The sequence below is a fragment of the Pseudomonas sp. NIBRBAC000502773 genome, from assembly GCF_006517195.1.
GTDB lineage: Bacteria > Pseudomonadota > Gammaproteobacteria > Pseudomonadales > Pseudomonadaceae > Aquipseudomonas > Aquipseudomonas marginalis.
Genome location: NZ_CP041189.1, coordinates 2,936,427 through 2,949,561, shown reverse-complemented (window position 1 = coordinate 2,949,561; position 13,135 = coordinate 2,936,427). Strand labels below are relative to the sequence as shown.

Annotated in this window: 11 protein-coding genes; 9 read left to right on the top strand and 2 right to left on the bottom strand. The window is 62.4% G+C overall.

Going from position 1 to position 13,135, the window contains the following annotated elements:
* Positions 1–93 precede the first annotated feature (93 nt).
* Both NIBR502773_RS13715 and ptsP read left to right on the top strand, forming a co-directional pair.
* Positions 94–573, top strand: a complete 480-nt coding sequence (locus NIBR502773_RS13715; protein ID WP_003176750.1) for an RNA pyrophosphohydrolase — start codon at positions 94–96, stop codon at positions 571–573.
* Positions 574–595: 22 nt separating this feature from the next.
* A complete protein-coding gene (gene ptsP, locus NIBR502773_RS13710) occupies positions 596–2,875 on the top strand; it encodes a phosphoenolpyruvate--protein phosphotransferase (RefSeq protein ID WP_065938083.1) in 2,280 nt (759 codons plus the stop codon).
* Positions 2,876–2,897: 22 nt separating this feature from the next.
* On the opposite strand, the gene NIBR502773_RS13705 is transcribed toward ptsP, so the two are convergent.
* Positions 2,898–3,644, bottom strand: a complete 747-nt coding sequence (locus tag NIBR502773_RS13705; RefSeq protein ID WP_141156247.1) for an NRDE family protein — start codon at positions 3,642–3,644, stop codon at positions 2,898–2,900.
* Between the two features lie 121 nt (positions 3,645–3,765).
* On the opposite strand from NIBR502773_RS13705, the gene NIBR502773_RS13700 reads away from it, so the two are divergent.
* The 3 genes from NIBR502773_RS13700 (at position 3,766) to NIBR502773_RS13690 (ending at position 6,312) form a co-directional block, all read left to right on the top strand.
* Complete coding sequence (locus tag NIBR502773_RS13700) at positions 3,766–4,548, top strand: sulfite exporter TauE/SafE family protein (RefSeq protein ID WP_115485551.1); 783 nt, start codon at positions 3,766–3,768, stop codon at positions 4,546–4,548.
* 65 nt (positions 4,549–4,613) lie between these two features.
* Positions 4,614–5,426, top strand: a complete 813-nt coding sequence (gene lgt, locus NIBR502773_RS13695; RefSeq protein ID WP_027608428.1) for a prolipoprotein diacylglyceryl transferase — start codon at positions 4,614–4,616, stop codon at positions 5,424–5,426.
* Between the two features lie 52 nt (positions 5,427–5,478).
* Positions 5,479–6,312 carry a thymidylate synthase gene (locus NIBR502773_RS13690; protein ID WP_015886389.1) on the top strand — a complete coding sequence of 278 codons (834 nt, stop codon included), beginning with the start codon at positions 5,479–5,481 and terminating at the stop codon, positions 6,310–6,312.
* A gap of 128 nt (positions 6,313–6,440) precedes the next feature.
* On the opposite strand, the gene cadR is transcribed toward NIBR502773_RS13690, so the two are convergent.
* Positions 6,441–6,881 carry a Cd(II)/Pb(II)-responsive transcriptional regulator gene (cadR, locus tag NIBR502773_RS13685; protein WP_027606134.1) on the bottom strand — a complete coding sequence of 147 codons (441 nt, stop codon included), beginning with the start codon at positions 6,879–6,881 and terminating at the stop codon, positions 6,441–6,443.
* Between the two features lie 84 nt (positions 6,882–6,965).
* On the opposite strand from cadR, the gene NIBR502773_RS13680 reads away from it, so the two are divergent.
* The 4 genes from NIBR502773_RS13680 (at position 6,966) to NIBR502773_RS13665 (ending at position 13,117) form a co-directional block, all read left to right on the top strand.
* Positions 6,966–9,218 (top strand): heavy metal translocating P-type ATPase, encoded by a 2,253-nt coding sequence (locus NIBR502773_RS13680; protein WP_115485552.1) that lies wholly within the window; start codon positions 6,966–6,968, stop codon positions 9,216–9,218.
* A gap of 16 nt (positions 9,219–9,234) precedes the next feature.
* On the top strand, positions 9,235–10,098 hold the full coding sequence (locus NIBR502773_RS13675; RefSeq protein ID WP_027606132.1) for a LysR family transcriptional regulator: 864 nt from the start codon (positions 9,235–9,237) through the stop codon (positions 10,096–10,098).
* Between the two features lie 246 nt (positions 10,099–10,344).
* Positions 10,345–11,409, top strand: a complete 1,065-nt coding sequence (locus NIBR502773_RS13670; protein WP_065938088.1) for a putative 2-aminoethylphosphonate ABC transporter ATP-binding protein — start codon at positions 10,345–10,347, stop codon at positions 11,407–11,409.
* 1 nt (position 11,410) lies between these two features.
* Positions 11,411–13,117, top strand: coding sequence for a putative 2-aminoethylphosphonate ABC transporter permease subunit (locus NIBR502773_RS13665; RefSeq protein ID WP_141156246.1), 1,707 nt, complete (start codon positions 11,411–11,413; stop codon positions 13,115–13,117).
* Positions 13,118–13,135 lie beyond the last annotated feature (18 nt).

The window sequence follows — 13,135 nt, the reverse complement described above, 5'->3', positions numbered from 1 at the left end:
TTCACAAGAGTGCACATAAGGTAAGAAGCCTCGTTGCCGCTGGAACAACCTTTGTGGAACAATGCGGCGACATGCGTTTGCGAGGTTGTTGCCGTGATCGACCCCGATGGTTTCCGTCCTAATGTCGGGATTATTCTTACGAATGATGCCGGACAGGTGCTATGGGCTCGCCGAATCAACCAAGATGCCTGGCAGTTTCCTCAAGGCGGAATCAACCCCGACGAAACCCCTGAAGACGCCTTGTACCGTGAGTTGAACGAAGAAGTCGGCCTTGAGCGTGAAGATGTGCAGATTTTGGCCTGTACCCGGGGCTGGTTGCGCTATCGTTTGCCGCAACGCCTGGTGCGTACCCACAGCCAACCGCTGTGCATCGGCCAGAAGCAGAAATGGTTTCTCCTGCGCCTGATCTCCAACGAGCAGCGGGTGCGGATGGATTTGACCGGTAAACCGGAGTTCGATGGCTGGCGTTGGGTCAGTTATTGGTACCCGCTGGGCCAGGTGGTGACATTCAAGCGCGAGGTTTATCGTCGCGCTCTCAAAGAGCTTGCCCCGCGCCTTTTAGCGCGCGACTGACGACGGAGTTCGACCCCGAGCCATGCTCAATACGCTGCGCAAGATCGTCCAGGAAGTTAACTCCGCCAAGGATCTCAAGGCGGCGTTGGGGATTATTGTGTTGCGCGTCAAGGAAGCCATGGGCAGCCAGGTCTGCTCGGTTTACCTGCTGGACCCAGAGACCAACCGTTTTGTGCTGATGGCCACCGAGGGCTTGAACAAGCGCTCCATCGGCAAGGTCAGCATGGCGCCCAATGAAGGTCTGGTGGGCTTGGTGGGGACGCGTGAAGAACCCCTGAACCTTGAAAACGCGGCCGATCACCCGCGTTATCGCTACTTTGCCGAAACCGGCGAAGAGCGCTACGCCTCGTTCCTCGGCGCACCGATCATTCACCACCGCCGCGTCGTCGGCGTATTGGTCATCCAGCAAAAAGAACGTCGCCAGTTCGACGAGGGCGAAGAAGCCTTCCTCGTGACCATGAGCGCGCAGCTCGCCGGGGTTATCGCCCACGCCGAAGCCACCGGCTCGATTCGCGGCCTGGGGCGCCAGGGCAAGGGGATCCAGGAAGCCAAGTTCGTCGGCGTACCGGGTTCACCGGGGGCGGCGGTCGGTACTGCCGTGGTCATGTTGCCGCCGGCCGACCTCGATGTGGTGCCGGACAAGCACGTCGACGACATCGACGCTGAAATCAAACTGTTCAAGACGGCCCTGGAAGGCGTGCGCGCCGACATGCGCAACCTGTCGACCAAGCTGGCCACCCAGCTGCGCCCCGAAGAGCGCGCGTTGTTCGACGTGTACCAGATGATGCTCGACGACGCGTCCCTGGGTAATGAAGTCAAGACCGTGATCAAGACCGGCCAGTGGGCCCAGGGCGCGCTGCGCCAGGTGGTCACCGATCACGTCAACCGTTTCGAATTGATGGACGACGCCTACCTGCGCGAACGGGCCTCGGATGTGCGTGACCTCGGTCGCCGTCTGCTGGCCTATCTGCAGGAAGACCGCACCACCAACCTGGTCTACCCCGACAACACCATCCTGATCAGTGAAGAACTGACCGCCACCATGCTCGGCGAAGTGCCCGAAGGCAAGTTGGTGGGCCTGGTCTCGGTCCTCGGTTCGGGTAACTCCCACGTCGCGATCCTGGCCCGGGCCATGGGCATTCCGACGGTGATGGGCCTGGTGGACCTGCCGTACTCCAAGGTCGATGGCATCGACATGATCGTCGATGGGCATCGCGGCGAGGTGTTTACCAACCCCAGCGAAGTCCTGCGCAAGCAATACGCCGAGGTGGTGGAAGAAGAGAAGCAACTGGCGCTCGGGCTCGATTCCTTGCGCGAACTGCCGTGCGTGACCCTCGACGGTCACCGTGTACCGCTGCTGGTCAACACCGGCCTGCTGGCCGATGTGGCCCGCGCGCAACAGCGCGGCGCCGAAGGCGTGGGGCTGTACCGCACCGAAGTGCCGTTCATGATCAACCAGCGTTTTCCGAGTGAGAAGGAGCAGCTGGCGATTTATCGCGAGCAACTGTCCGCCTTCCACCCGTTACCGGTGACCATGCGCAGCCTGGACATCGGCGGCGACAAGTCACTGTCGTATTTTCCGATCAAGGAAGACAACCCCTTCCTCGGCTGGCGCGGTATTCGCGTCACCCTCGACCACCCTGAAATCTTCCTCGTACAGACCCGTGCCATGCTCAAGGCCAGCGAAGGCCTGAACAACCTGCGCATCCTGCTGCCGATGATCTCCGGTACCCATGAGCTGGAAGAAGCCTTGCACCTGATCCACCGCGCCTGGGGCGAAGTGCGCGACGAAGGCGCCGACGTACCGATGCCGCCGATTGGCGTGATGATCGAAATCCCGGCGGCGGTGTACCAGGCCAAGGAACTGGCGCGGCAGGTGGACTTCCTGTCCGTGGGCTCCAACGACCTGACCCAGTACCTGCTGGCCGTGGACCGTAACAACCCACGGGTGGCCGATCTTTACGACTACCTGCACCCGGCGGTGCTGCAAGCCTTGCAACACGTGGTGCGCGACGCCCATGCCGAGGGCAAGCCGGTGAGCATCTGCGGTGAAATGGCCGGTGACCCCGCGGCGGCGGTGCTGTTGATGGCGATGGGCTTTGACAGCCTGTCGATGAACGCCACCAACCTGCCGAAGGTAAAGTGGATGCTGCGCCAGGTTGAACTGAGCATGGCCAAGGATCTGCTGGCGGAGTTGATGACCATCGACAACCCGCAGGTTATCCACAGCTCGCTGCAATTGGCGCTGAAGAACCTGGGGCTGACGCGGATGATCAACCCGGCTTCCGCCAAAACCTTGTAGGAGCCAGGGGGACGCCTAGTTCCTACAGGTTGATGTCCACCTCGCCTAACCGTCCACCATGTGGTCCAAAGCTGCGCTCCACCATCCGCCGCGTGCCATCGGCGTTCACAATCAACGCCGTGCTCGCCCGTGTCCCATAACTGGGGCTGGCGATAAACACACTCGACAGCAAACTCTCGGTCGCTAACCCCACGCCGGTATCGGGCAAGTCAGCAAACGGCGCCGTCTGCGGATCGCTCAGAATCTCCAGTAGCGCTTCGGGCTGGGGATCGTTCAGCAACTCACTCAGCGCGGCTTTGGCCTTAAGCAGTTTTGGCCAAGGTGTATCCAGCCCTGCATTGGATAACCCATACACGCCCGCTTTCAACTGCGTCGGCTCGGTGTGATTGGCGTTGTAATGCCACAACTCTTCCCGCGTCCCCACCAGCAGGTTAAACCCGGCATATTCAATCGATCGGCCGTTAACGTCGGCCAAATACTGGTCAATCGGCAGCGAACCACTGAGAAACCGTGCCACCAGTTCCCCGCGGGACTTGCGTGCCGGCGGCTGGTGGGGATCACGGATATTGGTCAGGGCCGCAAACCGCCCATCGGCATTCACGCCCAGCCAGGTGCCGCCCGCTTCCTGATCGCGGCCGGCGTAGACTTCGGGCACATCCGGCCACTGGGCCAGCGGCAGGCTGGGGCGGGCGTAGAACTCATCACGGTTGGCCGCGACGATCAGCGGCTGGGCATGGCCCGGCCGCCAGGCAAAAACAATCAGGCACATCAGGCGATTCCCGTTTGTGTTTTTTGCCACTCTACCCACACCGGCAGCGGCGTTCCATCGTATCCAGTTGGGTCGCATGCCTTCCATCCGTTAACATGCCGGACCTGGTTTGGGGGCTCCCATGGAATTTCTGCTGTATTTGCTGCTGGGCGCGTGCGCGGGCGTGCTCGCCGGGCTGTTTGGCGTGGGCGGCGGGATCATTATCGTGCCGGTGCTGGTGTTCAGCTTCACCCTGCAGGGCTTCGACCCGCAGGTGCTGACCCACCTGGCCGTGGGCACCTCCCTGGCGACGATCATCTTTACCTCGGTCAATGCCGTGCGTGAGCACCACCGACGTGGCGCGGTGCGTTGGCCGATCTTTGTCTGGATGACCGTGGGCATCCTGATCGGGGCCGGCTTTGGTGCGCTGACCGCCGAGGCGATTTCCGGCCCCCACTTGCAGAAGATCATCGGCGTATTCGCCCTGATCATCGCCGTGCAACTGGCCCTGGAGGTCAAGCCCAAGGCCAGCCGCACGGTGCCGGGCAAGCTCGGCCTGACGTTGGCCGGTACCGTGATCGGCTGGGCTTCGGCGATTTTCGGCATCGGCGGCGGCTCGCTGACCGTGCCGTTTTTGACTTGGCGCAGCGTGCCGATGCAACAGGCGGTGGCCACCTCGTCCGCCTGTGGCTTGCCGATTGCCCTGGCCAGTGCGTTAAGTTTCATGATTCTGGGCTGGCATGACCCGCTGTTGCCCGCTCATAGTCTAGGGTTCGTGTATTTGCCGGCGCTGCTGGGCATTGCCCTGACCAGCATGGTGTTTGCCCGTTTCGGCGCACGCCTGGCGCACCGGTTGTCGCCGCGCTTGCTCAAGCGGTTGTTCGCCGGCTTGCTGTTTTGTGTCGGTTTGAATTTTTTGCTGTAACGCAGGCTTAATCGCGCCCGGGCATGGTCCGGTCGCCATAACGAATGATTTAACGAGGAGTCGCAATGCTGCCTTACCCGCAGATCGACCCGGTGGCCCTGGCCATCGGTCCGCTGAAAATCCACTGGTACGGGTTGATGTACCTGATCGGCATCGGCGGTGCATGGCTGCTGGCCTCCCGGCGCCTGAACCGTTTCGACCCGACCTGGACCAAGGAGAAGCTCTCCGACATGGTGTTCTGGTTGTCGATGGGGGTGATCGTCGGCGGGCGCCTGGGGTATGTGCTGTTTTACGATCTCTCGGCCTACATCGCCAACCCGACGCTGATCTTCGAAGTGTGGAAAGGCGGCATGGCATTCCACGGTGGCTTTATCGGCGTAATGATCGCGGCCTGGTGGTTTGGCCGGCGCAACGGCAAGTCGTTCTTCCAACTGATGGACTTTGTCGCGCCGCTGGTACCGATTGGCCTGGGCGCCGGGCGTATCGGCAACTTCATCAACGCCGAGTTGTGGGGCAAGCCGACCGACGTGCCGTGGGCCATGGTGTTTCCGCCGTTCAGCGACCCGGCGCAACTGCCGCGCCATCCGTCGCAGCTGTACCAGTTCGCGTTGGAAGGCGTGGCACTGTTCCTTATCCTGTACCTCTTTTCGCGCAAACCGCGCCCGACCATGGCCGTTTCCGGCATGTTCGCGCTGTTCTACGGGATCTTCCGTTTCATCGTCGAGTTCGTGCGCGTGCCGGATGCCCAACTGGGGTACCTGGCGTGGGGCTGGCTGACCATGGGACAAGTGCTCAGCCTTCCGATGATCCTGGTCGGCCTGGGCCTGCTGTGGTGGGCGTACAATCGCCCGCAACCGCTGAAGCACACCGCGCTTTAAATTCGAATGCCGAGGCCCGCGAGGTCTCGGCTTCAACGATACGGGTAATGACATGAAGCAATATCTCGAACTACTGAACGACGTCGTGACCAATGGCCTGACCAAAGGCGACCGTACCGGCACCGGCACCAAGGCCGTGTTCGCCCGTCAGTATCGGCATAACTTGGCCGACGGCTTCCCGCTGCTGACCACCAAGAAGCTTCACTTCAAAAGCATCGCCAACGAGCTGATCTGGATGTTGAGCGGCAACACCAACATCAAGTGGCTGAACGAAAACGGTGTGAAAATCTGGGACGAGTGGGCCACCGAAGACGGTGACCTGGGCCCGGTGTATGGCGAGCAGTGGACTGCCTGGCCGACCAAGGATGGCGGCACGATCAACCAGATCGACTACATGGTGCACACGCTCAAGACCAACCCCAATAGCCGTCGCATCCTGTTCCACGGCTGGAACGTCGAATACCTGCCGGACGAAACCAAAAGCCCCCAGGAAAACGCGCGCAACGGCAAGCAAGCCCTGCCACCGTGCCACCTGTTGTACCAGGCGTTCGTGCATGACGGCCATCTGTCGATGCAGTTGTACATCCGCAGCTCCGACGTATTCCTCGGCCTGCCGTACAATACCGCCGCCCTGGCGCTGCTGACCCATATGCTGGCCCAGCAGTGCGACCTGATCCCCCACGAGATCATCGTCACCACCGGCGATACCCACGCCTACAGCAACCACATGGAGCAGATCCGCACCCAGCTGGCGCGTACGCCGAAGAAGCTGCCGGAACTGGTGATCAAGCGTAAGCCGGCGTCGATCTACGATTACAAGTTCGAAGACTTTGAAATCGTGGGTTATGACGCCGATCCAAGCATCAAGGCCGATGTCGCCATCTAGAGCCTGACGCTGTCCAATGTGGGAGGGGGCTTGCCCCCGATAGCGGTGGATCAGTTAAGTGAAAAATGACTGACACACCGCCATCGGGGGCAAGCCCCCTCCCACATTTGAACCGTGTTCGCATTGAGTTAATGCCCGTGGCTTCTGCCTACGTGTGAGGGCTCGGCCTCGCTGGCGGCCACACCGCCGTTGACCTCCAGTCGCTGCAAAATCCCGCAGTGGTCCCCACCGCCACAGCGTTGGCGCAGGTCCAGCAACTGCTCCTGCAACGCCAGCAGCCCGTCAATCCGCGCTTTCACATGGTGGATATGCTCGTCGATCAACGCATTCACGTTTTCACACTGGTCCTGGGGGCTGTCCCGTAGCCCGAGCAGGCTGCGGATTTCTTCCAGGGTCATGTCGAGGCTGCGGCAGTTGCGGATAAAGATCAGCCGCTCGGTGTGCGCCTGGGTGTACACGCGGTAGTTGGCTTCGGTGCGTGCCGGGGGTGGCAGCAGGCCTTCCTTCTCGTAATAACGGATGGTTTCCACCGGACAGTCGGTCAGTTTGGCCAGTTCGCCGATCTTCATTACAGCAATCTCCAAATGGGTGCTTGACCCTATAGTGGCTACAGGGTCTTTACTTGGCAACAGGCACCTTACGGACGCGACCTGATGAGCGACTCCATTCACACCCCGCACAAACACGACCATGACCACGATCATGGGCCGAAGAAACTCACCCCCGTGCACGATCACGGCCATGGCGGTTCCTGCTGTTCCGGCACGCCCGCGCCTGCGCTGGTGCAGTTGAGCGAGGCGCCCACCGCCGGCTCGCGCCTGAGTACCTTCCGCATCGAAGCCATGGACTGCCCCACCGAGCAGACGCTGATCCAGAACAAACTTGGCAAGCTGGCCGGTGTGCAGCAGCTGGAATTCAACCTGATCAACCGCATCCTCGGCGTTACCCATGACCTGCCGAGTACCGCGCCGATCATCGATGCGATCAAATCCCTGGGTATGCAGGCCGATCCTATCGTGGAGGGCACCCCGGCCGCCGAGCCGCCCGCCAAGAAGCATTGGTGGCCGCTGGCGTTGTCCGGTGTGGGCGCGTTGGGCGCCGAAGTACTGCACTTCACCAATGCCGCGCCCACTTGGGTGATTGCGCTGGTAGCGCTGGTGTCGATCCTCAGCGGCGGCCTCACCACTTACAAGAAGGGCTGGATCGCCCTGAAAAACCTCAACCTGAACATCAACGCCTTGATGAGCATCGCGGTCACTGGCGCGGTCCTGATCGGCCAGTGGCCGGAAGCGGCCATGGTGATGTTCCTGTTTACCGTGGCCGAGCTGATCGAAGCCAAGTCCCTGGACCGTGCGCGCAATGCCATCAGTGGCTTGATGCAGATGACACCGGAACAGGCCACGGTTCGGCAGGCTGATGGAAGCTGGGTTGAAAGGGAGGTCAAAAGCATTGAGCTGGACGCAATCGTGCGGGTAAAACCCGGCGAGCGTATCGGCCTTGACGGTGAAGTCATCGCCGGCCAGTCCACCATCGACCAGGCGCCGATCACCGGTGAAAGCCTGCCGATTGAAAAGACCGTCGGCGATAAGGTCTTCGCCGGCACCATCAACCAGGCCGGTTCCCTGGAGTACAAGGTCACGGCGGCTGCCAACAACTCCACCCTGGCCCGCATCATCCATGCGGTGGAGCAGGCCCAGGGCGCACGGGCACCGACCCAGCGGTTCGTCGACAGCTTCTCGAAAATCTACACCCCGGCCGTGTTCCTGTTCGCCTTGGGTGTGGCCGTAATCCCGCCGCTGTTCATGGCCGGCGCCTGGTTCGACTGGATCTACCGCGCCCTGGTGCTGCTGGTAGTGGCGTGCCCGTGCGCGCTGGTGATCTCCACCCCGGTGACCATTGTCAGCGGCCTGGCGGCTGCGGCGCGCAAAGGCATCCTGATCAAGGGCGGTGTGTACCTGGAGGGCGGCTACAAGCTTGACTACCTGGCCCTCGACAAGACCGGCACCATCACCCACGGCAAGCCGGTGCAAACCGATTACCTGGCGCTGTTCCCCACTGTCGAAGACAGCGCGCCGGCCCTGGCCGCCAGTTTGGCCGGGCGCTCCGATCACCCGGTGTCCCTGGCGATTGCCAATGCGGCTGTGGATAAAAACCTGCCGGTGCACGTTGTGGATAACTTCGAAGCCCTGGCCGGTCGCGGTGTGCGCGGCGATATCAATGGCCAGACCTACCACTTGGGCAACCACCGCCTGGTGGAAGACCTTGGCCTGTGTTCGCCGGAGCTGGAGGAAAAACTGTTCGCCCTGGAAAAACAGGGCAAGTCCGTGGTGCTGTTGCTCGACAAGTCCGGCCCGCTGGCGCTGTTCGCCGTGGCTGACACGGTCAAGGACAGCAGCCGCGAAGCCATCCAGCAACTGCATGAGCTGGGCATCAAGACCTTGATGCTCACCGGCGACAACACCCACACCGCCCAGGCGATTGCGGCCCAGGTCGGCATCGATCAGGCCCAGGGCGACCTGTTGCCCACCGACAAGCTGCACGCCATCGAAACCCTCTACGGCCAAGGCCACCGGGTGGGCATGGTCGGCGACGGCATCAACGACGCCCCGGCCCTGGCGCGCGCCGAGATTGGCTTTGCCATGGCCGCGGCAGGCACCGACACCGCTATCGAGACGGCCGACGTGGCCTTGATGGACGATGATTTGCGCAAGATTCCGGCATTCATTCGTTTGTCGCGGCAAACGTCGAGTATCCTCAAGCAGAACATCACCCTGGCCCTGGTGATCAAGGCGATCTTCCTGGTGGTCACGTTCCTGGGCATGGCGACCATGTGGATGGCAGTGTTCGCCGACATGGGCGTGGCCCTGCTGGTGGTGTTCAATGGCCTGCGCCTGTTGCGCAAATAGAGGATGAGAGGGTGGTGTGCTGAGTGCCGAGTTGAAGGCGTTTTTTATGGTCGCCCGCCTGGGCAGCATCACCCAGGCGGCGAAAAAACTCGGCCTGAGCCAGCCCACTGTAACCACCCAGATTCGCAACCTGGAAAGCCAGTACGGCGTCGAGCTGTTCTACCGTGGCGGGCGCCGCCTCACCGTCAGCGACGAGGGCGCGCGCCTGCTGCCGATGGTCAAGACGCTGCTGCAGCAGGAAGCGGACATCGAGTTTTTCCTGCGCAACAGCGGCCAGGTCCAGGGTGCGCTGAGGATTGCCGCCACGGCGCCGTACTACATCCTCGACCTGGTCAAAGCCTTTCGCGAACGCCTGCCGCAGGTGGAGGTGTCGGTGGAAATCGGCAACTCCCAGCAGGTGCTTGAAGCCTTGGATGACTACCGCGTCGATGTCGCTGCGTCCTCGCAGTTGCTCGAAGACCCGCGCCTGATCCGTCGTGTACTGGGCACCGACCCGTTGGTGCTGGCGGTGCACCGCAATCACCCACTGGCCAAGCTCGATCACGTGCCGCTCAGCGCGTTGGCCGGGCATACGTTGTTGATGCGTGAAGCGGGCTCCACCACGCGGCGGCTCACGGAAGAGATGCTGCAAGGTGCCGGCGTGAGTTACGGGCCGCTGCTGGAAATCGGCAGCCGTGAATCGATCCGCGAAGCGGTGTTGCGCAATATCGGCATCAGCATCATCGCCCGCCAGGAAGTGCCCCATGACCCGCAGCTGAAGGTGCTGACCCTCGAGCATGCGCCGCAGATCCCGGAGTACCTGTACTGCCTCAAGGAAAGAAAAGGCGCTCGTCTGCCGGCGGCGTTTCTGGGGTTGGCGCAGGAAATGTCGCCGATCTAAAGCCTTGTAGTGGCTTTGGGGACCAATCGGGAGCAAGCCCCCTCCCACAGGTGACCGCATTTCCATGTTGGAACTCGGTCAAGTGTGGGAGGGGGCTTGCTCCCGATTGCGGTAGACCAGGCAGCTCACCGCTAAGCGTCCTACACAAATCTGCGAATACCACTATCGCCGCCTTTTGCCTTTCTGCCACAAGAGGGACGCATTGCCTGCCTAGCATGGCCTTCATCAGTTTGATGAGGTGCCACCATGAACACAGCCCTGACCCAACCCGGCGCGCCGATGAACGTGCGCGGTATCCAGAAACGCTTCGGCGCCTTTACGGCGTTGGACAATGTGTCACTGGACGTGGCCGCCGGCGAGCTGGTGTGCCTGCTCGGCCCTTCCGGCTGCGGCAAGACCACGTTGCTGCGCTGCATTGCCGGCCTGGAACGCCAGGACAGCGGCGAGCTTTACCTGGGTGACCGCGATGTTTCCCTGCTGCCGCCCCAGGCGCGGGACTACGGCATTCTGTTCCAGTCCTACGCGCTGTTTCCCAATCTCACCGTCGAAGCCAATATCGGCTACGGCCTCACCGGCAGCGGTCGCGATGAAGTGCGCCAGCGCGTCGGACAGATGCTTGAACTGGTGGGGCTGCTTGGCAGTGAAAAGAAGTACCCCGGCCAACTCTCCGGCGGCCAACAGCAGCGGGTCGCCCTGGCCCGTGCGCTGGCACCGGCGCCGTCATTGCTGTTGCTGGATGAGCCGATGTCGGCCCTCGACGCCCGCGTGCGCGAGCATCTGTGCACTGAGCTGCGCCAGCTGCAACGGCGCCTGGGTATCACCACCCTGATGGTCACCCACAACCAGGACGAAGCCATGTTGATGGCCGACCGCATTGCCGTGATGAACAACGGCAAGGTCGAGCAATACGCCACGCCCCAGGAAATCTACGACCGCCCGGCCACGCCGTTTGTGGCGGAGTTTGTCGGCCAGGGCAACTGGCTGCCGTTCAGTCGCAACAGTGCCAGCCATGCCCAGGTCGGCGGGATGAACATGCGCCTGGCCGAGGATGCCGGCGTGGCCCGGTCCGGCCGGCTGTTCTGCCGCCCGGAAGCGATCAGCGTCAACCCGGCGGTGCATGAGGAGAACCTGTTCCCGGCCAAGGTCCGCGAGATCACCTTCCTCGGCAACCGCTGCCGCATGAGCTTTGAGCTGGAGCAGCTGCCCGGCCATCCGCTGCTTGCCGAGCTGGCACCGGAAGCCATGCCGCGCCTGGGCGCCCAGGATATCTGGGTGGCCTTGCCGCCGCGCAGCCTGCAGGTGTTTGCCTGAGATGGCCGCGGTCATGACTCTGGCGCGTCAAGCGTCACGCGCCGAAACCGGCGACCGTATTTTCGTGGTCGGCGGCAAACTGCTCTGGCTGGTGCTGCTGGGCATCGCCGTATTGCTGCCACTGCTGGCGATCTTCTGGCGCGGTTTCAGCAGCGAGGCCGGGCAGGGCGGTGGCCTGGTGGCCGCACGGGCGTTGCTCACCAGCGCCAACTTCCACTGGCTGCTGGGCAATAGCCTGAAAGTCTCCCTCAGCGTGGCGGCCATCGTCGTACCGCTGGCCTACCTGTTTGCCTACGCCCTGCAACGCACGTTGATACCCGGCAAGGCCCTCTGGCGCGGTATGTCGCTGCTGCCGTTGATGGCGCCGTCGATGCTGCCGGGGATTGCACTGGTCTACCTGTTCGGTAACCAGGGCCTGTTGCGCGGGCTGTTCTCGGACAACATCTACGGCTTCTGGGGCATTGTCCTCGGTGAAGTGATCTACACCTTCCCACATGCCCTGATGATTTTGCTGTCGGCGCTGTCCCTGGCCGATGCGCGTTTGTTCGATGCGGCCTCAAGCATGGGCGCCAGTCCTGCCCGGGCGTTTCGCAGCATCACCTGGCCGGCCACGCGCCAGGCGGTGTTTGCCGCGTTCTGCCTGGTGTTCACCTTGACCATCACGGATTTCGGCGTGCCCGTGGTGGTGGGTGGGGATTACCAGGTGCTGGCGCTGGAAGCCTACAAGGCGGTGGTCGGCCAGCAACAGTTCGGTCGCGGTGCGTTGATCGGCATGGTGTTGCTGCTGCCGGCGCTGTTCAGCTTTGGCGTCGACGCCTGGTTGCGCCGTCGCCACGGCGATGCCATGAGTGGCCGCGCCCAAGTCTTCCAGCCGGCGCCGTCGCGCCTGAGGGATAGCGCCTATCTGCTTATCGTGCTGCTCATCAGTGCCGTGTTGCTGCTGGTGTTCGGCATGGCGGTGTACTCCTCGCTGGTGAAGTTCTGGCCGTACAACCTGTCGCTGTCGCTCAGCCACTACCAGTTCGAAGACACGGCCGGCGGCGGTTGGCTGGCCTATCGCAACAGCTTGACCCTGGCGTTGTGCACGGCATTGATCGGCAGCGTATTGATCTTCACCGGTGCCTATCTGATGGAAAAGACCAAGGGCCAGAAGGGCCTGAACCTGGCGCTGCGCATGCTCAGCTTTGTGCCGATGGCCGTGCCGGGGTTGGTGCTGGGCCTGGGCTACGTGTTCTTTTTCAACCTGAGTGGCAACCCGCTGCATGTGTTCTACGGCACCATGACCCTGCTGGTGGTGTGCACCATTGCTCACTATTTGACCACCGCACAGATGACCGCCACCACCGCGCTGCGCCAGCTGGACGCCGAGTTCGAAGCGGCGGCGCTGTCGCTCAAGGCGCCGCTGTATCGCCATTACTTGAAAGTCACGGTGCCGATCTGCCTGCCGGCGCTGCTGGACATCGTGCGCTACCTGTTTGTGTCGGCGATGACCACCGTGTCCGCCGCGATCTTCCTCTACAGCCCCGACACCATCCTCGCCGCCGTCGCCGTGTTGAACATGGACGACGCCGGCAATGTGGGCGGCGCGGCGGCCATGTCGACCCTGATCCTGTTCACCTCAGGCAGCGTTTCGCTGCTGCTGGCGTGGGCTTCACGTGGCGCCTTGCGCCGCTCCCAAGCCTGGCGCCAGACCGCGCCCGGCCAATAACCATCCCTGAAGGAGGTG